General features: G+C 67.4%; 18 protein-coding genes. 13 read left to right on the top strand and 5 right to left on the bottom strand.

Annotated elements, in window-relative coordinates; all coding sequences use genetic code 11:
- The first annotated feature begins 93 nt into the window (after positions 1 to 93).
- The gene (locus AC0J5K_RS15985; protein WP_048533340.1) at positions 94 to 780 is read left to right on the top strand and encodes a response regulator transcription factor; all 687 of its coding nucleotides are present in this window, start codon (positions 94 to 96) and stop codon (positions 778 to 780) included.
- A 326-nt stretch (positions 781 to 1,106) separates the two neighbouring features.
- On the opposite strand, the gene AC0J5K_RS15990 is transcribed toward AC0J5K_RS15985, so the two are convergent.
- Positions 1,107 to 1,976, bottom strand: coding sequence for a branched-chain amino acid aminotransferase (locus AC0J5K_RS15990; RefSeq protein ID WP_274565773.1), 870 nt, complete (start codon positions 1,974 to 1,976; stop codon positions 1,107 to 1,109).
- A 161-nt stretch (positions 1,977 to 2,137) separates the two neighbouring features.
- Between AC0J5K_RS15990 and AC0J5K_RS15995 the strand changes: the two genes are divergently transcribed.
- The 6 genes from AC0J5K_RS15995 to dxs all read left to right on the top strand — a co-directional run bounded on the left by AC0J5K_RS15995 (position 2,138) and on the right by dxs (position 7,641).
- Positions 2,138 to 2,632 (top strand): MarR family winged helix-turn-helix transcriptional regulator, encoded by a 495-nt coding sequence (locus AC0J5K_RS15995; protein WP_048533342.1) that lies wholly within the window; start codon positions 2,138 to 2,140, stop codon positions 2,630 to 2,632.
- Entirely contained in the window at positions 2,629 to 3,330 is a 702-nt protein-coding gene (locus AC0J5K_RS16000) for a response regulator (RefSeq protein WP_048533343.1), read from the top strand. The genes AC0J5K_RS15995 and AC0J5K_RS16000 overlap by 4 nt, the downstream gene beginning before the upstream one ends.
- A gap of 234 nt (positions 3,331 to 3,564) precedes the next feature.
- Positions 3,565 to 4,491, top strand: coding sequence for a histone deacetylase family protein (locus AC0J5K_RS16005; protein WP_274565772.1), 927 nt, complete (start codon positions 3,565 to 3,567; stop codon positions 4,489 to 4,491).
- A gap of 38 nt (positions 4,492 to 4,529) precedes the next feature.
- Positions 4,530 to 4,730 (top strand): exodeoxyribonuclease VII small subunit, encoded by a 201-nt coding sequence (locus AC0J5K_RS16010; RefSeq protein WP_371398941.1) that lies wholly within the window; start codon positions 4,530 to 4,532, stop codon positions 4,728 to 4,730.
- A 94-nt stretch (positions 4,731 to 4,824) separates the two neighbouring features.
- The gene (locus AC0J5K_RS16015) at positions 4,825 to 5,694 is read left to right on the top strand and encodes a polyprenyl synthetase family protein (protein WP_274565771.1); all 870 of its coding nucleotides are present in this window, start codon (positions 4,825 to 4,827) and stop codon (positions 5,692 to 5,694) included.
- 18 nt (positions 5,695 to 5,712) lie between these two features.
- Positions 5,713 to 7,641, top strand: a complete 1,929-nt coding sequence (gene dxs / locus AC0J5K_RS16020) for a 1-deoxy-D-xylulose-5-phosphate synthase (protein WP_274565770.1) — start codon at positions 5,713 to 5,715, stop codon at positions 7,639 to 7,641.
- Between the two features lie 29 nt (positions 7,642 to 7,670).
- On the opposite strand, the gene AC0J5K_RS16025 is transcribed toward dxs, so the two are convergent.
- Positions 7,671 to 8,444 carry a WecB/TagA/CpsF family glycosyltransferase gene (locus tag AC0J5K_RS16025; protein WP_074836114.1) on the bottom strand — a complete coding sequence of 258 codons (774 nt, stop codon included), beginning with the start codon at positions 8,442 to 8,444 and terminating at the stop codon, positions 7,671 to 7,673.
- Positions 8,445 to 8,681: 237 nt separating this feature from the next.
- On the opposite strand from AC0J5K_RS16025, the gene AC0J5K_RS16030 reads away from it, so the two are divergent.
- From AC0J5K_RS16030 to AC0J5K_RS16055, 6 genes are all read left to right on the top strand, one after another.
- Positions 8,682 to 9,803, top strand: a complete 1,122-nt coding sequence (locus AC0J5K_RS16030; protein WP_274565769.1) for a Gfo/Idh/MocA family protein — start codon at positions 8,682 to 8,684, stop codon at positions 9,801 to 9,803.
- Positions 9,791 to 10,747, top strand: a complete 957-nt coding sequence (locus AC0J5K_RS16035; RefSeq protein WP_274565768.1) for an NAD-dependent epimerase/dehydratase family protein — start codon at positions 9,791 to 9,793, stop codon at positions 10,745 to 10,747. The genes AC0J5K_RS16030 and AC0J5K_RS16035 overlap by 13 nt, the downstream gene beginning before the upstream one ends.
- The gene (locus AC0J5K_RS16040) at positions 10,744 to 11,979 is read left to right on the top strand and encodes a glycosyltransferase (RefSeq protein WP_274565767.1); all 1,236 of its coding nucleotides are present in this window, start codon (positions 10,744 to 10,746) and stop codon (positions 11,977 to 11,979) included. Before AC0J5K_RS16035 ends, AC0J5K_RS16040 begins: the two co-directional genes overlap by 4 nt.
- On the top strand, positions 11,976 to 12,950 hold the full coding sequence (locus AC0J5K_RS16045) for a glycosyltransferase family 2 protein (protein ID WP_274565766.1): 975 nt from the start codon (positions 11,976 to 11,978) through the stop codon (positions 12,948 to 12,950). Before AC0J5K_RS16040 ends, AC0J5K_RS16045 begins: the two co-directional genes overlap by 4 nt.
- 5 nt (positions 12,951 to 12,955) lie before the next feature.
- Complete coding sequence (locus AC0J5K_RS16050) at positions 12,956 to 15,049, top strand: NAD-dependent epimerase/dehydratase family protein (RefSeq protein ID WP_274565765.1); 2,094 nt, start codon at positions 12,956 to 12,958, stop codon at positions 15,047 to 15,049.
- Positions 15,050 to 15,154: 105 nt separating this feature from the next.
- Positions 15,155 to 16,237, top strand: a complete 1,083-nt coding sequence (locus tag AC0J5K_RS16055) for a CpsD/CapB family tyrosine-protein kinase (RefSeq protein ID WP_083415999.1) — start codon at positions 15,155 to 15,157, stop codon at positions 16,235 to 16,237.
- A gap of 24 nt (positions 16,238 to 16,261) precedes the next feature.
- Here AC0J5K_RS16055 and AC0J5K_RS16060 read toward each other — a convergent pair whose 3' ends face one another.
- The 3 genes from AC0J5K_RS16060 to AC0J5K_RS16070 all read right to left on the bottom strand — a co-directional run bounded on the left by AC0J5K_RS16060 (position 16,262) and on the right by AC0J5K_RS16070 (position 23,346).
- Entirely contained in the window at positions 16,262 to 17,569 is a 1,308-nt protein-coding gene (locus tag AC0J5K_RS16060; RefSeq protein ID WP_274565764.1) for a GumC family protein, read from the bottom strand.
- A 243-nt stretch (positions 17,570 to 17,812) separates the two neighbouring features.
- Positions 17,813 to 22,357, bottom strand: coding sequence for a MupA/Atu3671 family FMN-dependent luciferase-like monooxygenase (locus tag AC0J5K_RS16065; RefSeq protein WP_274565763.1), 4,545 nt, complete (start codon positions 22,355 to 22,357; stop codon positions 17,813 to 17,815).
- Positions 22,354 to 23,346, bottom strand: a complete 993-nt coding sequence (locus tag AC0J5K_RS16070; protein WP_274565762.1) for a glycosyltransferase family 2 protein — start codon at positions 23,344 to 23,346, stop codon at positions 22,354 to 22,356. The genes AC0J5K_RS16065 and AC0J5K_RS16070 overlap by 4 nt, the downstream gene beginning before the upstream one ends.

Raw genomic sequence — 23,346 nt, forward strand, 5'->3', positions numbered from 1 at the left:
GATATTCACACGAGCGCGTGAACGGCTTGCAGCAAATCTTGCCCCTCGCCGGCTGCGCCCCAATCTCACGAAGAAGAGATTTGGAGGACCGAGATGGCACAGCTCAAGAACCTGCTTCTTGTCGATGATGACGACGACCTGCGTGAGGCGCTGGCCGAACAGCTCATCATCACCGAGGATTTCGAGGTCTTCGAGGCCTCCAACGGCGCCGAGGCGATGGAGCGGGTCAAGGCCTCGCATTTCGACCTGATCATCCTCGACGTGGGCCTGCCCGACACCGATGGCCGCGAGCTCTGCCGGCTGATGCGCAAGCAGGGCGTCAAGGCGCCGGTGCTGATGCTGACCGGCCATGACAGCGATGCCGACACCATTCTCGGCCTCGACGCCGGGGCCAATGATTATGTCACCAAGCCGTTCAAGTTCCCGGTGCTCCTGGCCCGTATCCGCGCCCAGCTGCGCCAGCACGAGCAGAGCGAGGACGCCGTCTTTGCGCTGGGCCCCTATACGTTCAAGCCGGCGATGAAGACCCTGGTGACCGAAGACGAAAAGAAGATCCGGCTGACCGAGAAAGAGACCAACATCCTGAAATACCTCTATCGCGCCCCCGAAGGCGTCGTGCCACGCGACGTTCTGCTGCACGAGGTCTGGGGTTACAATGCAGGCGTGACGACACACACGCTCGAGACGCACATCTACAGATTGCGCCAGAAAATCGAGCCGGAACCCTCGAACGCCCGGCTCCTTGTAACCGAATCTGGCGGATATCGGCTCAATGCCTGAAAGGGCGCATAGATCGAAGGGCGATAAAGTGCTATGTTACGGTCACCTTTTGTAGGTGACAGAGATCCCGTTGCATGTGCGGGTTATCACATGCTCCTCCCTGTTGGACTGACCCGGGCCCCGGCCCGGGTCTTTTTTTTGCCAGAGTTTCCGGCGGCGGTGTCATCGAGCGGGAGCCGGGTGGCGGGACCGCTCTCCTTTCCGATGCGGGGCCGGAGTGTCTTGCGCCCCGGACCTGATCCGGGACATTGCGCCGGGCCGGTCGCCTGGCGCGCAGCGGGAGGCCCCGGCGCGGGGGCCGGGGCGGGTGGCGCGGGACCGATCGGTCAGTTGCGCACCAGCTTCTCATAGGCGTCCGACATCTCGCGGGTCAGCGCGCCGACCTCGAAGGTGTAGTCGCCGATCTGGCTCACCGGTGTCACCTCTGCCGCCGTCCCGGTCAGCCAGCATTGCTCGAAGCCTTCCATCTCTTCCGGCATGATGTGGCGCTCGTGCACCTTGATCTGACGGTCCCGGAGCATGTTGATCACCGTCTGGCGGGTGATGCCGTTGAGAATGCAGTCGGGCAGCGGCGTGTGCACCTCGCCTTCCTTGACAAAGAAGATGTTGGCCCCGGTCGCTTCCGCCACATAGCCGCGATAATCCATGAACAGCGCGTCCGAGCAGCCCTTGGCCTCGGCGGCGTGCTTGGACATGGTGCAGATCATGTAGAGACCGGCGGCCTTGGCCGAGGTCGGGATGGTTTCCGGGCTTGGGCGTTTCCACTTGGAAATGTCGAGCTTGGCGCCTTTCATCTTGGCATCGCCGTAATAGGCGCCCCATTCCCAGGCCGCGACCGCGACCCGCACCGGATTCTTGGCCGAAGCGACCCCCATGTCCTCGCCCGAGCCGCGCCAGGCCACCACGCGAACGTAGGCGTCGGTCAGCACGTTGGCCTTCAGCACCTCGTATTTCGCCGCCTCGAGCTCTAGGACCGAATAGGGGACCGGCATGTCGAGCAGCGCGCCGGAGGCCAGGAGCCGCTCGGAATGGCGCAGGCTCTCGAAAATCTTGCCATTGTAGGCGCGCTCGCCCTCGAACACCGAGCTGGCGTAATGCAGCCCGTGGGTCAGGATATGCACATTTGCATCCCGCCAGTCGACAAGCGTGCCATCCAACCAGATCTTGCCATCGCGATCATCATATGAGCCAGCCATGTCGCTCCTCCAAAGCCCTTCATTTTCCATATGTTGCGCGGATTTGGTCCGGTGTGGACATAATATTGCGCAAAAACTGTGAGTCGCTACCAGTTGAGACTTGGAATGTCAACAAGGCTGACGTACTGTGACCCGACAGCGCCAGTACACAAGGGAGAGGCATGGCAGAGCCCAGCGGAGAACAGCTGCTTTATCTGACCGACGAACAGCTTCGGCAAGGGATTGAGGCGATGTTCTTTGCCTATCGCGGCTTTACCGCCGATCCCGACCGGATCCTCGACGAATTGTCTTATGGCCGCGCCCATCACCGGGCGGTGCATTTCATCAATTGCGCCCCCGGCACGACGGTCAACAACCTGTTGAATATCCTCGGAGTCACGAAACAATCGCTGAACCGTGTGTTGCGCACGTTGATCGCGGACGGTCTTGTGGAAAGCAGGGTCGGCCGGTTGGACAAACGCGAACGGCACCTGTACCTGACCGAGGAGGGAAAAGCCCTGGAGGCAAAATTGTCGGATGCCCAGAGAGCGCGGATGCGCGCCGCCTATCGCAAAGCCGGGCCGGAGGCCGTGGCCGGCTTTCGCCAGGTGCTCGAGGCGATGATGGACGCCGACATGCGGCGCAATTACCGCGCCCTGCGGGAGCCCAGGACATGAGCGCGCAGGATCTGCATCTTCTGATCGTCGACGACGACGAACGCATCCGGGTGCTGTTGCAGAAATTCCTGATCCGCAACGGTTTCCTGGTGTCTGCCGCGCGTGACGCCGGCCATGCCCGGCGCATCCTCTCGGGGCTCGATTTCGATCTCATCGTGCTGGACGTGATGATGCCCGGCGAAGACGGCATCAGCCTGACCCGCGATCTGCGCGAGGACTCGGCCACGCCGATCCTGCTGCTCACCGCCAAGGGCGAGACCGAGGACCGCATCGCCGGGCTCGAGGCCGGGGCCGACGATTACCTTGTCAAACCTTTCGAACCCAAGGAACTTCTGCTCAGGATCAACGCCATCCTGCGCCGCATGCCGGAAGCGCCGGAGACCAATGCCATGCCCAAGCTTTTGTCGCTCGGGCCGCTGCGCTACGACATCGAGCGCGGCGAACTGTGGCAGGGCGAGGACGCGGTGCGCCTGACCGCCACAGAAAGCCAGCTGATGCGGATCTTTGCGGCCCGGCCGGGCGAGGCGGTGAGCCGCGCGCAGCTGGTCGAGGACCTGGGCCGCGACAAGGGGCAGAGCCAGGAACGCGCCGTCGACGTGCAGATCACCCGACTCCGGCGCAAGCTCGAGGCCGATCCGAAACAGCCGCGCTACCTTCAAACCGTGCGCGGCGCGGGCTATATGCTGGCGCCGGACTGAGCCGCAGGCGATGGTGGGTTCACAACCCCACCCTACGGCCGAGTTGTGACCCGGCGGGGGCCGCGCACCCACCCCACGCCCGCTTCATGACCACGCAACAGGTTGCCACCCCAGCCCACGGCCGGCCACCCCTGTAGGGTGGGTTTTCAACCCACCGCCCGCAACGCCCAGCTTGCAACCCGCCCCCGAAACCTGCCAGATCGGCAAAACCGCCACCCAGAGGGAGGAGAGACCATGACCACGCTGGTACTGACCCATGAGACCGGGCTGCGGCATGAAACCCCGCAGGGCCACCCCGAACAGGTGGCACGGCTCGAGCACATCCTGCACGCCTTCCGCCAGAACGACATCGCAGTGGAAACCGCGCCCGAAGGCCGGCGCGAGGATGTGCTGCTCTGCCATCCCGAGCGGTACATCGCCCGGCTCGAGGCGGCGCTCCCGGCCGAGGGGCTGCACCAGCTCGACGCCGACACCTGGATGTCGCCCGGCAGCCTGGCCGCGGCCTGGCACGGCGTCGGCGCGGTGCGCGAGGCGGTGGACCGCGTGCTTGCCGGTGACGCGCGAAACGCCTTTTGCGCCATGCGCCCGCCCGGCCATCACGCCGAACAGGAAACGCCGATGGGCTTTTGCTTCTTCGGCAATGCCGCCATCGGCGCGAAACACGCGCTCGAACGGCACGGCCTTGCGCGCGTCGCAGTGGTGGATTTCGACGTTCACCACGGCAATGGCACCCAGTCGCTGCTCTGGGACGAGCCGCGCGCGCAGTTGATCAGCAGCCAGCAGATGCCGCTCTGGCCCGGCAGCGGCGACCCGTCGGAACGCGGCGCGCATGACAATGTGTGCAACATTCCGCTCGCCCCCGGCTCGGACGGCTACGAGATGCGCGACGCCTATACCCATGACGTGCTGCCCCGGTTGCGCGATTTTGCCCCGGAGCTGATCCTGATCTCGGCCGGGTTCGATGCCCATCGCGACGATCCGCTGGCCAATCTCAACTGGTCGACCGAGGATTTCGTCTGGTTGACGCAGGAGATCTGTCAGGTCGCGCAAGAGTGTTGCGAGGGCCGGGTGGTCTCTGTTCTGGAAGGCGGTTATGATCTCGCCGCATTGGCGGAGGCAGTCACCGCCCATGTGAAAACGCTTCAGGAGGCCGCGGCGTGAGCGAGAAAAAGGTAGACGAACTGACATTCGAAGAGGCCATGGCCGAGCTGGAGCGCGTGGTCGGCCAGCTGGAACGGGGCGACGTGGCACTCGACGATTCGATCAAGCTCTACGAGCGCGGCGCGGCGCTGAAGAAACGCTGCGAACAAAAGCTCAAGGACGCCGAAGAAAAGGTGCACGCCATCACCACCGACGCCGAGGGCAATGCCACCGGCACCAAGCCCGTCGAAGGCCTCTGAGCGCCGGCGCACCGGCTTCACCCAGTCCGACACACGCCGGAGGCCCCGCAGAGGCCGCCCCACCTGAGTGTGCCCGCCAAGAGGACCGCCCCGGATGTTCACCGATACCCTGAAATCCGACGCCGCGCGCGTCTCGGCCCATCTCGACCTGGTGATCGCCGGAATCGACGACCTGCCGGTGACCCGGGCGATGCGCTATGCGGTCGCGGGCGGCAAGGGGCTGCGCGGCTTTCTGGTGATGGAAAGCGCCCGGCTGCACGACATCGCCGAGACCCATGCGCTCTGGCCCGCCGGGGCGATCGAGGCGGTACACGCCTACAGTCTGGTGCATGACGACCTTCCCTGCATGGACGATGACGATCTGCGCCGCGGTCAGCCCACCGTGCATGTCAGATGGGACGAGGCGACGGCGGTGCTGGCCGGCGATGCGCTCCAGACCCTGGGGTTCGAGATGGTCACCGATCGGCGCTGCCACCCCGACGCCGAAGTCCGTGCCGAGCTGGCGCTTTCGCTGGCACGGGCGGCGGGCGCACGCGGCATGGTGCTGGGCCAGGCGCTTGATATCGCGGCCGAAAGCGCCGATGCGCCGCTCGGCCTTCAGGAAATCACCCGGCTTCAGGCCGGCAAGACCGGCGCGCTCATTCAATGGTCGGCCGAAGCCGGGGCGCGGCTCGCCCGCGCCGACACCGCCCCCTTGCGGCACTATGCGCAGGCGCTGGGCCTTGCCTTTCAGATCGCCGACGACATCTTGGATGTGGAAGGCGATGCGCAGAAGGCCGGCAAACGGCTGCAAAAGGACGCGGCGGCGGGCAAGGCGACCTTTGTCTCGCTGCTCGGGCTCGAAGCCGCGCGCCTGCGGGCGCAGGAGCTTGTCACCGAAGCCTGCGACGCGCTTTCGCCTTACGGGCCCCGGGCCCGAACCTTGCGCGAGGCCGCCCGCTTCGTTATCTCGCGCGACAATTGAGAGGCCAAGGAGCCGCGCATGTCTGACCGCCCGGAAACCCCGCTGCTGGATACTGTCCACGGCCCCGCCGACCTGAAACGCTTTTCCGACGCGGAACTGGTGCGGCTGGCGCATGAGCTGCGCACGGAAACCATCAGCGCGGTGAGCGAGACCGGCGGCCACCTGGGCGCGGGCCTTGGCGTGGTGGAACTGACCGTAGCGCTGCACGCGGTGTTCAACGCGCCGCGCGACAAGATCATCTGGGATGTGTCGCACCAGTGTTATCCGCACAAGATCCTCACCGGCCGCCGTGACCGCATCCGCACTCTGCGCCAGAAAGACGGGCTCTCGGGGTTCACCAAACGCTCGGAAAGCCCCTTCGATCCCTTCGGCGCCGCGCATAGCTCGACCTCGATTTCCGCCGCGCTGGGATTTGCCGTGGCGCGCGATCTCGGCGGCGCCTGCGACACCGGCCATGGCGATGCCATCGCGGTGATCGGCGATGGCGCGATGAGCGCCGGCATGGCCTTCGAGGCGCTCAACAATGCCGGCCACCTCGGCAAGAGGATGATCGTCATCCTCAACGACAACGAAATGTCGATTGCCCCGCCGGTGGGGGCGATGTCGTCGTATCTGTCGCGGCTTTATGCCGAGGCGCCGTTCCAGGATCTCAAGGCCGCGGCCAAGGGCGCGGTCTCGCTGCTGCCAGAGCCGTTCCGCGAAGGCGCCAAGCGCGCCAAGGACATGATCAAGGGCATGGCGGTGGGCGGCACGCTGTTCGAGGAGCTGGGCTTTTCCTACCTCGGGCCGATCGACGGCCACGACCTCAACCAGCTCTTGCCGGTGCTGCGCACGGTGCAGGCACGGGCCACCGGGCCGATCCTGATCCACGCGCTGACCCGCAAGGGCAAGGGCTATCACCCGGCCGAAAACGCCGACGACAAGGGCCACGCCACCGCGAAATTCGATGTCGTCACCGGCAAGCAGAAGAAAGCGCCGTCCAACGCGCCCGCCTATACCAAGGTCTTCGGCCAGGAGCTGATCAAGGCCGCCGAAAAGGACAGCCGGATCTGCGCCGTGACGGCGGCGATGCCGGATGGCACCGGGCTCGATCTGTTCGGCACACGCTATCCCAGCCGCTGCTTCGACGTGGGCATTGCCGAACAGCACGGGGTGACCTTCTCGGCCGGGCTCGCGGCGGGCGGCATGCGGCCGTTCTGCGCGATCTATTCCACCTTTCTGCAACGCGGCTATGATCAGGTGGTGCATGACGTGGCGATCCAGCGCCTGCCGGTGCGCTTCGCCATCGACCGCGCGGGGCTTGTCGGGGCCGATGGCGCCACCCATGCCGGCGCGTTCGACGTGGCCTTCATGGCCAACCTGCCGGGAATGGTGGTGATGGCCGCCGCCGACGAAGCCGAGCTGGTGCATATGGTGGCCACCGCCGCCGCCCATGACGATGGCCCCATCGCCTTTCGCTATCCACGCGGCGAAGGCGTCGGCGTCGAGATGCCGGAACAGGGCGTGCCGCTGGAAATCGGCCGCGGTCGCATGGTGCGCGAAGGTCAGGGCGTGGCGATCCTGTCGTTTGGCGCGCGGCTCAAGGAGGTGCTGGACGCCTGCGAGGCATTGGGGGCCAGGGGCATCAGCCCGAGCGTGGCCGACGCGCGCTTTGCCAAGCCGCTCGACCGCGAGCTGATCCTCAAGCTTGCCGCCGAGCATGAGGCGCTGATCTGCGTCGAAGAGGGCGCGGTGGGCGGTTTCGGCAGCCATGTGGCGCAGCTTCTGGCCGAAGAAGGCGTCTTCGACAACGGGCTCAAGTACCGTTCGATGGTGCTGCCCGACATCTTCATCGATCAGGCCAGCCCGCGCGACATGTATGCCGTGGCCGGGCTCAACGCCGAGGATATCGAAGCCAAGGTGCTCGAAGTGCTGGGCGTGACGGAGATCAAGTCCTCGCGGGCGTGACGGCGGAAGGGGACGGGCGGAAGCCCCGCCTACGGCGTTCTCTCTCGGACCCCGGTGTGGCGTTGGCGCAGGGCCCTGACGGCATGCGCGGGCAGGATGGCGGCGCATTGCGCATAGCGCGCGACCAGCCGGCGGGGATTGGACAGCATCCGCCAGAGCCATTCCAGCGCCAGCCGGCGCATGATCCGCGGCGCGCGCTGCTGCGCCCCGGCAAGGAAATCGAGCCCGGCGCCGATCGAGGCGAAGCCGAGCCCCGGCGTGATCACCCGGCCTCGTGCCGCCAGAATCTCCTGCTTCGGCGCGCCCAGCGCCAGAAAGACCAGCCGCGCGCCGGAAGCCTCGACCTCACGCAGCACCGCATCGCCGCCCGGCCCCGCCGGATCGAACCCCATCGGAGGCGCGATCCGCGCCGCCACCTTCACCCCCGGCACCCGGGCCGAGAGCGCCTCTGCCGCGCCGGCAAGGGCCGCCTCGGTGCTTCCCAGCAGGGCCACCGGCACGCCCTGCCGCGCCGCCAGCCCGGCCAGGGGCACCACCATGTCCGCTCCGGGGACCAGCTCGACCGGATCGCCGGCCAGACGTGACAGCCAGACCAGCGGGTTGCCATCGGCCACCACCAGATCCTGCGCCCGATAGGCCTCGCGAAATTCCGCGCTCTGCCGCAGTTTCACCAGGTGGTCGAGGTTGACCGTCGCGAGGGCAAAGCCCTCGCCCCGCGCCAGGCGCGCCGCGACCTCGGCCATCAGCCCGGCACGCCGGGGCATGTTGATTGCCAGCCGGTAATTCCCTACCTCAAAGTACACGTTGTCCTCCGCATGGTCGGACATATCATCGGGGTCCAAGATGGCGAAGGTAAGAACAAATCGCAGATTCCACGCGGCGCCGCGGCATTTTTTGCGCCCGCGCCGGCGACAGCCGAAAAATTGCCATCTTCGGGTGATTAAACCGCGCCTGACAGCAACCAGACGGACCCGCGCGCGCATGCCCCTGATACGGACCGGCACGACCCTTGGCCCTGCCCTGCGCGGGGGGCCGTGCTGATGCGCGCCGTGGGCCTCATCGGCTGCGGCTTTGTCGCCGATCTCTACATGCGCTCGCTGGCGCTTTATGACGATCTGTCGGTTGCCGCCGCACATGACACCGACGCCGCGCGGCTGGCCGCCTTTTGCGCCCATTGGGACGTGCCGCCGCAGGCCGATCTGCAAGACTTCCTCGCCGCGCTGCCCGAGGGCGCCATCGTGCTCAACCTGACCAATCCGGGCGCGCATTACACCGTCAACCTCGCCTGCCTGGCCGCCGGCCGGCATGTCTGGTGCGAAAAGCCGCTGGCGCTGACGATGGCGGAGGCCAAGGCGCTCAAATCCATGGCCGATGACGCCGGGCTGATGCTCGCCTCGGCGCCGAGCAGCGTGCTGGGCGAGGCGGCACAGGTCTTTCTGCGCGAGATACGCCGCGGCACCGCCGGCCCGGTGCGGCTGGTCTATGCCGAGCTTGACGACGGCTTTGTGCCGCAGGCCCGCCATGGCAGTTGGATCAGCGAAAGCGGCGCGCCCTGGCCGGCCGAGGACGAGTTTCGCACCGGCTGCACGCTGGAGCACGCGGGCTATTACCTGACATGGCTGATCGCCGCCTTCGGGCCGGTCAGGCGCGTGGTGGCGGCCTCGGCCGAGGTGATCCCCGACAAGCCCGGCGGCGCAAACACCCCCGATTTTGCCACCGCCACGCTGTTTTTCCACGCGGGACCGGTGGCGCGGCTGACCTGTTCGATCGCCGCGCCGCATGATCACCGCATCCGCGCCATCGGCGATGCCGGCGTGCTGGAGGTGAAACAGGCCTGGAACAATGCCGCCCCGGTGCGCTTTCACCGGCGGGTCAACCTGCGGCGGCGGCTGCTCGAACTGCCATTCGGGCGGCGGTGCAGACCCGGCGGGCCGACCCATCCCAAGGTCTCGCGGAGGGGCGCGGCGGCGATGAATTTCGCGCTCGGCCCGGCCGAGATGCTGGACGCGCTGGCCGAGGGCCGCGCCTGCCGGCTCGACAGCGATTTCGCGCTGCATCTGACCGAGGTGACCTTGGCAATGCAGAACGCCGGCGAAGAGACCGGACCGCAGGACATGACAACCACCTGTCCCCAACCGGAGCCGATGCCATGGGCGCGCTGACCCTGCTGATCACCGGCGCGGCAGGCTATGTCGGCCGCCACAGCGTCGCGGCCGCCCGGGCGCGGGGCCACGCGGTGATCGCCGTGCTGCGCGACGCCAGCGCCGCCCCCGAGAGCTGGCGCGACGACGCCGGTATCACGGTGATTGCCGGCGACCTGACAGACTGCCCCGCCCTGCCCGCGGCCTGCGCCTTGGCCGACGTGGTGCTGCATCTGGCGGCCTCGCTCTCCGGCGATGCCACGCGGCAGGCGCGCGATACCTTGCAGGCGACCCGGAGCCTGCTGGCCGCCCTGCCCGACGGCACCCGGCTGGTGCACATGAGTTCCATGGCGGTCTATGACATGGCCCACGCCGACCCGGGCGCGATGATCACCGAGAATTCGGCGCTGCTGGACGCCGGAGCCAGGGCCGATGCCTATGCCACCAACAAGGCGGCTCAGGAACGGCTGGTGTCCGATACCGCCAAGACACGGGGCCACGGTGTCACCATCCTGCGGGCCGGGGCGGTTTTCGGCCCGGGTCGGCTCTGGAACGCGCATCTGGGTCTTGCCCTCGGGCCGGTGCTGCTGCGCCTGGCAGGCCGCGGCGAGATCCCGCTGTGCCATATCTCCACCTGCACCGGGGCGCTGATCAAGGCCGCCGAACACCCGGCCACCGGGCCGATCAACGTGCTCGACGAAGACCTGCCGACCCGGCAGCGCTATCTCGCCAATCTCGCCGGTACGCCGCCGCTGGTCCTGCCGCTCAACTGGCGCTGGGTGATGCCCCTGGCACGGCTGTCCGCGACGGTGCTGCCACGCCACAGGCTGCCCGGCCTGCTGCGCCCCGAGGTGCTGCGGGCGCGGTTTCTGCCGCTGTGTTACGACAACAGCCGGATGCGCGAGACCCTGGGCCTGCGGCAGGCGAAGAGCTTCGAGGCGCTGATGCATGAGGCCCAGGGATGACCGGCCCCCTCCTCTACCTCACCGGCGAATACCCCCGCGTCACCGATACCTTCATCCAGCGCGAGGTCGCGGCGCTCAGGGCGCAGGGTATCACGATCATGACCGCCTCGATCCGCCGCACCGGGCCAGAGCATCTGGTGGGCGAGGAACAGATCGCCGAGGCGGCGCAGACCTTTCACGTGCTCGAGGCGGCGAAACATCCGCTGCGGCTCGCCGCCGCCAAGCTCCGCCTGTTGCGCCATCCGGGGCGGTTCTTTCGCGCCTTCGCCCTGGCCTGGCGCACCGCGCCGGGGGGATTGCGCAACTGGCTCTGGCAGATGTTCTATTTCGCCGAGGCCATCATGCTGGCCGATCACATGCAGCGCCATGGCGTGCGCCACCTGCACAACCATATCGCCAAGGCGAGCTGCACCGTGGCGATGCTGGCCTCGGAGCTCAGCGGCATCCCCTACAGCTTTACCCTGCACGGGCCGGATATCTTCTTTGCCCCGGACCACTGGCGGCTCGACGAAAAGATCGCCCGGGCGCGTTTCGTGGCCTGCATCTCCGAATTCTGCCGGGCGCAGGCGATGATCTTTTCCGACCGCGCGCTCTGGGACAAGCTGCACATCGTGCATTGCGGCATCGATCCGGCACGCTACGATCCGGCCCCGCGCCAGGGCCCGCCGCATCTGACCTTTGTCGGACGGCTGGCGGCGGTCAAGGGCGTGCCGGTGCTGCTCGAGGCGCTGAGCATCCTGAAAGGCGAGCTGCCCGGGCTGCGCGTCACCCTGATCGGCGACGGGCCGGAACGGGCGCGACTGGAGCAGGACGCGGCGGATCTCGGTCTGCGCGATATGGTGGACTTTGCCGGCTATCGCAGCCAGTCCGAAGTCGCCCGGGCGCTGAAGGTGACCGACGCGCTGGTGTTGCCGAGCTTCGCCGAGGGCGTGCCGGTGGTGCTGATGGAGGCGATGGCGGCCGGACGACCGGTGATCACCACCGGCGTCGCCGGGGTCTCGGAACTGGTCGAGCACGGCAAGAGCGGCTTTCTCGTGCCGCCCGGCGATGCGCAGCGGCTGGCGCAGGCAATCCGCGCCGTTCTGGCCGACCCGGACCGCCGCGTCGAAATGGGCCGGGCCGGGCGCACCCGCGTCGTCGAGGACTTCGACATCGGCAAGGAGGCGGCCTGGCTCGGCCGGTTGTTCGAGGTCTACGCCGACGGCACGGCGCATCCGGGCAAGCGGCCATGAGCGCGGTCGACCTGATCCTGATCGGCCGCAACGAGGGCGACCGGCTGCGGCGCTGTCTGGCCTCGGCGCAGGGGCAGGCGCGGCGGATGGTCTATGTCGACAGCGGATCTTCCGACGGCAGCGTCGCCGTGGCCGAGGCGGCCGGGGCCGAAGTGGTGCATCTCGACCTCAGCCGGCCCTTCACCGCGGCGCGCGCCCGGCACCAAGGGTTCCTGCATCTCGAGGCCACCGGCGGCGCGGCGGAGATCGTCCAGTTCATCGACGGCGATTGCGCCATTGCACCGGGTTGGATCGAGACCGCACGCGCCGCGCTTCTGGCGGAGCCCAGGCGCGGGCTGGTCACCGGCTGGCGGCGCGAGATCGCGCCCGGGGCCTCGGTCTACAATGCCTTGGCGCAGGTGGAATGGCACCGACCGGCGGGCGAAATCCGCGCCTGCGGAGGCGACATGATGCTGCGCCGCACTGCCTATCTCGAGGCCGGCGGCTTCGACGCGCGGGTGATCGCGGCCGAGGATGACGAGCTGTGTTGCCGGCTGCGCAAGGCCGGCTGGCAATTGCTGCGCATCCCCGAAGAGATGACCCAGCATGACGCCGCGATGACACGCTTTGGCGCCTGGTGGCAGCGGGCGGTGCGGACCGGGCATGGCTTTGCCCAGGTCGGCCATCTGCACCCGGACTACTTCCGCCGCGAGCGGATGCGCAGCTGGCTCTGGGGGCTCTTGGCGCCGGTTCTGGCGCTCGTCGGCCTGTTTGCGGCGCCCTGGCTGACGGCGCTGGTGCTGCTGGCCTATGTCCTGTCCTGGCTTCGCACAGTGCGGGGGCTGATGCGACAGGAAGGCCTGCCGCGCGCCACGGCGCTGCATCACGCGGTCTTTCTGACGCTGTCGAAATTTCCCAACCTGATCGGGATGCTCCGGTTTCATCTGCGCAGGTGGATGGGGCGGGACATGCGGATCATCGAGTACAAGTGAGCGTAATGGTTTTGAGAACAGGTATTATCGGCGCGGGCTACATCGCGGATTGGCATGCGGATGCGGTAAAGATGACCGGCGCCGCCAGGCTGACGGCGGTCTGCGATCTTTCGGCCGATGCGGCAGGCGCGCTGGCGGCAGCACATGGCGCGCAGGTCTTCACCTCCGTCGACGAGATGATCGCGGCCGGCGTGGTCGACGCCGTACATATCTGCACCCCGCCGCAGCTGCACACATCGCTGGCGGTGCAATGCCTGGAGGGCGGGCTGCATTGCCTGGTGGAAAAGCCGGTCGCGCTTTCGGTATCGGACATGGAAGAGATGGCGCGGGCGGCCGAGGCCTCGGGCAAGATCCTGGCGGCCGGCCACAATTTCCTCGGCGTACCGAGCTATGCGCGTCTGAAATCCATGCTCCGCTCCGGCGCGCTGGGCCGTGTGGCACAGGCCGAGATCAACTGGCATTTCCCGCTGCCGCCACTGCGCTCGGGGCCATACGGCCTCTGGCTCCTGCGCGAGCCGGGCAATCTGCTCAAGGAGCTGGGGCCGCATCTCTTCGCTTTCGCCGTCGATCTCTTTGGCCCGGTCGAGGTGGTGTTTCTCGATGTCGCCAAGCCGGTAGCATTGCCCGGCATGGGCGAGAGACCGCAGGTCTGGCGGATACTGGCGCGGGCCGGCTCGGTGGATCTGGCGTTCAACATCTCGCTGGTCGAGATCATGGATGACCGCTCGGTCACGATCCGGGGTTCCTCTGCCATGGCGCGGCTGGATTACGCCAATGACACGTTGCAGGTGAGCCGCGACAACACCGCCGATATCGTCGCCAACCCCTTTCTGCGGCAGATGGGTCTCGCCGGTCAGGCGCTGCGCGAAGGTATGGTGAACGGCACGCGGCAGATGCTGTCGCTGAACCGCAAGCAACCTTATGCGCTATCGTTTCAGGGCCTTGTCCGGGCCTTTTATGCTGCCGCCGAAAGCGGCACGCCGGTCGATGCACGCTTTGGCCCCGAAGCCGCGCTGACGGTCACCCGGGCGATCGATGCGACGCTGGACAGGCTGCCCGCGCTGGTCGGCCCGAATCTGCCCGCCAGAACCCGCGATCCGCAGCCCAGGGCGCTGGTGATCGGCGGCACCGGCTTTATCGGCCGACACCTGACCCGGGCGCTTGTGGCGCGGGGCACCGATGTGCGGGTGCTGTCGCGCGGGCGTAACGGGCCATTTGGCGACCTGCCGGATCAGGTCGAGACGGTGGCGGTTTCGCTCAAGGATGACGCCGGATTGCGGGCGGCGATGGAAGGGATCGAAGTGGTCTACAACCTCGCCCGCGCGCTCGAAACCACCTGGGCGGCCGCGCTCGAGAACGACGTGGGTGTCGCCCTGCGCGTAGCCGAGGCGGCGCAGGCGGCGGGGGTCAAGCGGCTGGTTTATACCGGCACCATCGCCTCGTATGACATGTCCGATCCGGGCCAGACGATCACAGAGACCACCGGCTTTGGCGCCGACATGGCAGACCGCAACCTCTACGCCCGGTCCAAGGCGGAATGCGAACGCCGGCTGATGCAGATGCATCGCGACAGCGGCCTGCCGGTCACCATCGCCCGGCCCGGTATCGTCGTCGGCCCCGGCGGACCCTTGCAGCACTGGGGGATCGGGCGCTGGCATGGCGCCGGCGCGGTGCGGATCTGGGGCAAGGGGCACAATATCCTGCCCTTCGTGCTGATCGACGACGTCTGCGACGGGCTGATCGCCATGGGCGAACACCCCGAGGCGGTGGGCGAAGATTTTACTCTGGTGGGCGAGCCGATGATGAGCGCGCGCGATTATTTCGACGCGATCCATCAGGCCACCGGCGCGCGGATCGCGGTGAAGCCAGGCAATCTGCACCTGTTCTGGGCGGCGGATGCAGTGAAATACCGGCTGAAACGGCATGCCCTGGGTCGCCGGGACGCACTCCGCGCCTCGTTGCGCGACTGGAAGAGCCGGGCGCATCTCTCGCCTTTCGACAATGCCAAGCCCAAGCGCCTGCTGGGCTGGCAGCCCGAGGCCGACCGTGCGAGGTTCGTGGACAAGGCAATCACCGGGGCCAACCTCTTTGGTTTCTGAGAAGGTCCAAGGAATAGGCTTATTTCTGCCTGATTTTCGGTGTTTGCTGCCGGAGAGTGACAAGGCGGGACACATCGGACCCCGCCGGGGCAAGAGCGATTGATCATGGAAAAACGCTGGACGAGGAAGAAACGCGCATCGCGCGAGGCCGGAGGACCGGCGCCGAAACCGGCGCTGACCGGGCCGATCCACCTGGCGCCCGAACGCGAAACGCCGCTGGAGCCGGAAGAGCTGACGCCACCGGAAACACCCACACCGGCGGACGTCAGATCCGAGGCAGAGCGTACATCTGAAGCGGCGCCCTCGCCCGAGGCCAAGCCCAGAGCGCCCGCGAAAGACGCGCGGCCCGCCGTCGCGCCGCGAGAGCCCGCACCAGAGCCGGCCCCGGCCCCTGCCGTTGAGGCGCCGGAGCCCGATCAGCCAACGGAGCCCGCCCCGCCCCCCCGCCGCAAACGCGGAGAACCCGGGGCCTGGGCGGCGCTGCCGAGCTTTCACGTCAATGCCCGCAAGCTCGAGCGCAATCGCATCATCACCGCCACCCGCGAAGACCCGGTGCATTCGGCCTTTGACGTCTTGCGCACCAAGCTCCTGCGGGCGCTGCGCGAAAATGGCTGGACCCGCGTCGCCATCACCTCGCCCACCGAAGGCTGCGGCAAGACCTTCCTCGCCGCCAACCTGGCGATTTCGCTGTCGCGGCAGAGCAATTGCCGCTCGGTTCTGCTGGATCTCGACATGCGTCACCCGACGCTCGACAAGGTTCTGAATATCCCCGATGCGCCAGACCTTCCGGCCTTTCTGCGCGGCAACCTGCCGCTCGGCGATCTGCTGCGCCGCCCGGCGGAAAACGACTTCAAGATCGGCGATCAGGTGGCTTTCGGCGTCAATGCCCGGCGTGAACCCTATGCCGCGGAATTGCTGCAAGACCCCGACACTGCCGCGGTGCTGAGCGGGATGGAAGTGGCGCTTGCGCCCGATGTGGTGCTGTTCGATATGCCGCCGGCGCTGGTCAATGACGATGTGCTGGCCGCGCGGCCGCTGTTCGACGGCATCATCCTCGTTGTCGGCGGCGGCATCACCAAGCCGCAGCAGGTCCGCGATGTCGAGCGCAGGCTCGGCACCGAGACGCCGCTGCTTGGCGTCGTGCTCAACCGCTCCGAAGGCGAGGCAGCGCAGATCTACAGCTACTGAGACCGCGCCGCGCGGGGCTGGGGGTCAGAGCCGGGCCGCCTGGCGTTCGCCCGTGTCAAAAGGGTTGATATTGGGCCATCGGTCGTTGATCACCCGCAGCGCCGCCGGGACCAGCGCCAGCATCCCCAACAGCCACCCCAGGATCATGACATTGCGCATTCGCTGTTCGCGCTGCGTCTGGACGACCGGGATCGACACCACCGTCTGAATGCCAAGCGCGCGTTCAAGCTGGGTCGCGTTGCGGATCGCGGGGTTCATGATCTCGAGGATCAGAGCCAGGCCGACACCAAAGACGATGCTGGCCACGCCGCCCATGAACGCCGTCTTCTTGCGGCTGCGTGACACCGGGTATTCGGGCACCAGCGCGGTTTCCAGTACCTCGAACCGCTCGGTCTGTTTTTGCTGCTGCAAGGTCCGATCGGTCTCGGCCTTGACCTTGCTGGCGGTGATCTGGCTCAGCTGATCGCGCAGCTGGGTCAGCTCACGATCGAGCGCGTTCAGCTCCTGCTCGACCTGCGGGCTGTTGCTCAGCGCCGCCTCGACCACGGCGATGCGCTCCTGCACCAGCCGGCGCTGCTCGGCGAGCTGGGCGATCTGCGCCTCGAGCACGCCTTCACGCGACCGCCGCGCGCTGGTCTGAAGCTGAATGATGTCGCGTTCGATATCGAGCTCGGTCTGCCGCAGGGTGTCGAGCCGGCTGCGCTGGCCGGTAATCACCGACGGCAGGCTGTCGGCATTCTCCTGCTTGAACCGGGCCAGCCGCTCTTCGAGCGCGATGATCTCGGCCGTGAGCCGCTGTTCCTCGCCGCTGAAGAACACAAGCGCCTGTTCGGTCTGGCTCTCCTGTTGCGAGCGGCCCTGATCGACCACCCGTGCCAAAAGCTCGTTGGCCACATCCGCCGCCTGTTCCGGATCGGACATGGCGACGCGGATGGTCAGGCCGGTGGGGCTGCCGTTGGTCAGCCAGGGCTGGGTGCTGTCCATCACCGGAATGATCGAGGTAGCCTCGCGGAACAGCGCCACCTTGTAGCCGATCGAGTCTTCCTCATCGGCATAGAGGCCGAAATCCTCGATGATCTCGATCACGTTGTCGCGGGCCATCATCCGCTGTTCGATCAGCGTCAGCCGATGGGCGGCATCGGTGCGGCCGGTACGGCTGTCAATGATGGTGGCATCCTCGATCTGGGCGACGGCAATCGCCTCATAGACCTTGGGCTGTCTCAGGGCGAAATGGATCGACAGCGCACAACCCACAAGCGTGATCAACATGATCAGGGGCAGCCGCCGGCGCAGCACGTTTCTCAGATCGGCAAACGATCCCAACTGGTTCATCTTTTAGCTCCAACACGCGCCCCCGCGCGGGGCAGCTCACCTGACCGAGCCGGCCGCGCCTGCCGAAATAGGTCGGCAGAAGGCCCCGGTGATTTGCCCCATCTGCAATCTAGGCGAATTGTCCAAAATTCGCCACTACTTCAGCCCGGAATTCCGGAAACACTCCGTTTCCTGACAGGCTTTTTCATAAACAATCCAAGTAATTACCGGCCTCATCACGGTTCTGCCAGCGGCCGGCGGCGCTTACCCCGCCTGCCGCCGCGCACGCATCTCGCGACGCCGGGCCATCGCTTCTTTCCGCGCCGCGGCACCGGGGTGCTCCGGCAGGGGCGCTTCGCTGTGCGGCTCGGTCTGCCCATTGGCCGGCGGCGGCGCCCGCTGCGGCTCGGGCCGTGGTCTGGCCGCCGGTTTTGCACCGCCGATTTCGGCAATGCGCGCCGCCAGGCCGGTCAGGGTCGGATAGCCGAAGACATCGGCGATGCTGAGCCGTGTCAGCCCCAGCTCCCTGCGCAGCTCGCGATGCGCCTGCACCGCCAGAAGCGAATGACCGCCCAGGTCGAAGAAGTTGCCCTGCGCCGGGATCTCGCCCAGCCCCAACACGCTTTGCCAGACCTCGGCCACCTGCGCCTGAACCGCCGTTGCATCGGCACCGGCCGCAGGCGGCGGCGCCTTGGCCGGGGCGGCAGGGGCGGCGGCTGGTGCGCGCGCGGCCAAGGCCTTGCGGTCGACCTTGCGGTTGGGTGTCAGCGGGAATTCCGCCAGATGTTCGATCCGCGACGGCACCATGTACCCCGGCACCGCCTCCGCCAGCGCCCGGCGCAGCGCACCCGCCGGGGCCGTGCCATCGTGGAAGGCCACCAGCGTCTGGCCGTCCTGCACCACTACAACCGCTTGCGTCACGCCTTCCATCGCCTCGAGCCGGGCCTCGATCTCGCCGAGTTCGATCCGATAGCCGCGCAGTTTGACCTGGGTGTCGGCGCGGCCGAGGAAATCCACCGTGCCATCCGCCTGCCAACGCGCCAGATCGCCGGTGTCATAGAGGCGACCGTCGGCAAAGGGGTTCGCGACAAAGCGTTCCGCTGTCAGCCCGGCGCGCTGCCAATACCCGCGGGTCACCCCCTCGCCGCCGATATGAAGCGTGCCGGTAACGCCAACCGGCGCGGGGTTTCCTTTGTTATCAAGTATATATAGCTGTGTGTTGGCAATCGGCGTGCCGATGCCACAGATCGCTTCGCCGCCACGGGCCGGGCCGGTGGACGACCAGATCGTCGTTTCGGTCGGCCCGTACATGTTCTCGATCCGGGCGTCGGCGAGCCCGTGAAGCTCGTCCACCAGCGCCCCGGCCAGCGGCTCGCCGCCAAGCATGATCCGCTCGACCTGGGCCAGCGCCTTGCGGGTCTCCGGCGACAACAGCAACAGACGCATCGTCGAAGGGGTGCATTGCAGATGGGTCACGCCATGGCGGGCAATCTGCGCCGCAATGGAATAATCGCGCTCGACCCCGGCATTGCAGCGCCGCAGCACCTCGGCCAGCGGGTGCAGCCCGGCCAACACGGTGTCGACCGGAATGCCATAGTCGATCAGGCAGGCCACCTCGGTCACGCCGATCTCTTTCAGGCTCTCAACCCGCGCCACCGCATCCTCGACCGTGCCAAAAAGCCCCGAGTCCTCGAAATAGCGCTGAAAGGCGAAATCGAGGATCGCGTCCATCTCTTCCTCGGTGAGCCCGTCGAGCGAGAGGTCGAAGGCGTTCTTGGCCCCCTCGGGCCGCTTGAAGGCAGGAAAGGCCCAGGCATATTGCTTGATCAGCCCGGCGGCCGAGCGCAGGTAGTCCTTCATCGGCTCGCGGGCCACCTCGCGCGCGGCCTCGCGGGTTTCGGCGACATAGCTGTGCAGCATCAGCGTGACGGTGAATTCCTCAGGATCATGCCCGGCCTCGCGCAGCGCGTCATGGTAGAGCGCGATCTTGCCCGCCACTTCCTCGACCGTCTGGCCCAGCAGGTGGGTCAGCACATTGGCACCGATCTTGCCGGCCTCTTTCCAGGTCGCCGGGTTGCCTGCCGTCGTCACCCAGATCGGCAGCTTTTTCGACACCGGTCGCGGCTGCGTCACCACCGCATGCAGGGTGCCGTCCGCCTTGGGATATTCCACCGCCTCGCCGGCCCAGAGCCGGCGCAGCTCTTCGATCTGGCGCAGCATGGCGGGCTTGTTCTCGGGCGGCGTGTTCTCGGGGCGCAGCACGAAATCGTCGGGCTGCCAACCGCTGGCGATCGCCATCCCGGCGCGGCCATTGGTGAGATTGTCGATCACCGCCCATTCTTCGGCGATCCGGGCGGTATGATGCAGCGGCGCGACACAGCTGCCGGCGCGCACGGCGATGTTTTGCGTGACACCCGCGACGGCGGCGCCGGTGACCGAAGGGTTGGGATAAGGCCCGCCGAAGGCGTGGAAATGCCGTTCCGGCGTCCAGACCGCGCAAAAGCCGTTCTGATCGGCGAATTTCGCGCCTTCCAGAAGCGAGCGATATTTATCGCGGCCGACGCCATCGTCGTTGCCCCAGTAGTAGAGGCTGAAGTCCATGCCCTCGCCCGGCTGGGTGGTCTCGAGCTTCTGTTCCTCGTTGACCAGCACCAGCTTGTAACCGCGCGCCAGCGAATAGAACAATTCCAGCACCGAGATGTCAAAGCTGAGCGAGGTCAGCGCCAGCCATGTGCCCGGCGTCTCGCGGCCGATCCGGGTATCCATGCCGGCAAAGAAGTTCACCACATTGCGATGTTCCACCATGACACCCTTTGGCCGGCCGGTGGAGCCGGAGGTATAGATCAGATAGGCGAGATCCTCGGGGCTGGCCTGCGGCGCGGGGTCGTCCGAAGGCGCGGTCTCGATCTCCGGAGCGGCGTCCAGGGTGAGCACATGGGCGGCGCTCTCGGGCAGTTGGTCCTTCAGCGCCTGTTCCGTCAGCACAACCGGCGCGCCGCTGTCTTCGAGGTAAAGCGCGAGCCGGTCGGCGGGATAGGTGGGGTCCATCGGCACATAGGCGCCGCCGGCCTTGAGGATCGCCAGCGCGCCAACCACCAGATGGATGTTGCGCGCGGTACAGAGCCCGACCAGCGTGCCGGGGCCGACCCCCATGCCACGCAGTACATGCGCGACGCGATTGGCGCGGGCATTGAGCGCGGCGTAGCTCATCTCTTCGCGGCCGACCACCAGCGCCGTGGCCTCGGGCGTGCGGGCGACCTGCGCCTCAAAGGCGGTCTGCATCGTCAGGCTGCGGTCATGATCGGCTTGGGTCCGGTTCCAGCCGTACAGCACCAGATCGCGCTCGGCGGGCGGCATGTCGGGCAGCGCCGCGCCCTGGATACGGGCCTCGGCCATGGCGGCGAGACGGTCGGCGAGGATGCGGCCCATCGCGGGGCTGATCCGGGCGCGGTCAAAGACCAGCCTGCCGGCGGCGGTGACGGTGAGCGGAGCCTCGGAGGGGACGTCCAGCGCAAAGGCCACATCCGGCAGGCGCAGCGCCGGGATCTCCGGACTGCGCAGCGCCAGATCGGCGGGCACGGCGGGTCTTGCTTGCAGCCGCGCGATGTCATCGCCGCGCTGGAACGGCACCCAGGGCAGGGCCAATCCGCCGCGCGTCTCAAGCCCGGCATGCACCAGCGCAATCCCGGCGTCGGGCATGCCGCTGGCCTGGGCCGCCCAGTGCCGGACAAGATCGGCCTTCTGTTGCAGGTCGAGCGCCTCCGGCCAGTCGAAAGCGATCTCTTCGGTGCCACTGGCGCCCTGCCCACCGCCGGCGAGGGTCGCGGGCGTGAAACTGGCGAAGGCGCGGCGCCAGAAAGGTTCGGCCGGGGCCAGCGCCTCGGCAAAACCGGTCAGCGCCTGCACCTCTTCGGGCGCGACAGGGGCCAACCTGTCGCCGGGCTTCGCAAGCGCCGTGATCTCGGGAACGCTGCCGTCCATCCGCCGCAGCCCGGCCAGCCGCACCGCACCTTGGCCACAGGCGACGGTCAGGGCCTCGGCCACCGCCAGCACCTCGCCCGGCGCCCCCTGCCCCGCGACGGGCTGGGCCCGGCCAACCGCATAGGCCTCGCCCGCGATCCTGACCTTTGCAGTGCAGAGCGGGTTGGGATAATCGCCGTGATCCAGCGCCCGAACCATCCGCGCCACCCTGTCCGCCGGCCGGTCGAATTGCAGCAGGCCCATGGCTTCGGGCCGGGTGGTCCGCCCGTGATAGCTGCGCTGGCTCAGATCCTGCGGCTGACGCTGTGGCGTGCCGGCCAGTTGATCCAGCAGCGCGGGGAAGCTCTCGACCCCGGCGGCATAACATTTCAGGTTGAGGCTCAGGGCGGTCTCGTCGGCGGCCAGCGCGATCTCGCGCGTCACCAGGATATCGCCCTCGTCGATGCCGCCCGCGATCATGTGCCAGGTGATGCCATGGTGCGCCTCACCTGCCAGCAGCGCCCAGACCGGCGCGTTCAGACCGGCATGACGCGGCAGCGGGCCGTCGTGAAAATTCACCGCGCCGCGGCGGGCCAGCGCCAGCACTTCGGCCGGCAAGACATCCAGATTGGCAATCGAGAGCAGCCAGTCGCAGGCCAGCCCCTCCAGCCGGGCCGGCAGCTCCTTCCCCGGCGTCTCGACCCGCACCCCCTGCGCTTCGGCCCAGGCCCGCAGCTCCGGCAACCGGGTGACAAGCGCGGCGATGGCATGGCCCCGGTCCAGCATCTGTTCGGCGCAGGCGCGGGTAAGCGTGTCGTTTCCGACGACGATGGCGGTGAATGCACTCATGGCAGCCTCCTGGCGGGTTGCGGCGTGGCGCGGCGTTCGGATCGGGACAGCAGCGCACGGACATGATGTGCCACCAGATCGCGCAGAAAATGCGGCGGATCGGCGTCGGGTTTGCGTTGCAGAACCTTGCGCAGACGCCACATCAGCCCGCCGGTGGCATGGGTCAGCGTGGCCAGCGCGGCATAGGCGGCGCCGTGGGACTTGGTGAAATAATACAGCCGGCTATCCAGCCAATAGCGCGGCACCCGGTCCCAGCGCTTCATGCCGGTCGAGACCGAACCGATATGGGTGACGCGGCTTTCGGGCAGATAGACCGTCTGCCAGCCGTCGCGCGCGGCGCGCAGGCAGAGATCGGTTTCCTCGAAATACAGAAAGAAGGTCTCGTCGAACAGCCCGATCCGGTCGAGCATCTCGCGGCGCAGCATCATCGACGCCCCGGCCAGCCAGTCGACCGGCTGCGGCCGGTCCGGCAGATCGATCGGCACGCGGGCCTTGTGCAGCAGACGGCTGACCGGGCCGAAGCGCACCGAATGTTCGAATTCGCCGGCAATCGAGGGAAAGCGGAAGGCGGTATATTCCTGTGCGCCGGCCTCGGTCCGGATCAGGCTGCCGGCGATCCCGGTCTCGGGATGGCTGTCGAGCCAATCGGCCAGCACCCGGATCGCCCCGGGCTCGGGGAAGGCATCGGGATTGAGGATATAGATGTAATCGGCCGGCTGGCCATCGTCGCGACCGGCGCGCATGCCGTGGTTGTTGCCGGCGCCAAAACCGCCGTTGCGCCCGGCCGAGATCACCCGGACCTGCGGCCAGCCCTCGGCGGCAACGAAGGCGGTCAACTGCTCGAAAGAGCCATCGCCGCTGTCATTGTCGACGATCAACAGCTCGGCATCGAGCCCCTGCAACGCCGTCACGGCCGTGCGCGCAGCCCGGCGGCACAGCTCGGCGGTGCGATAATTCAACAGGATACACAACAGGCGCGCTTGGCTCAT

This window comes from Marinovum sp. E3 (assembly GCF_055755275.1).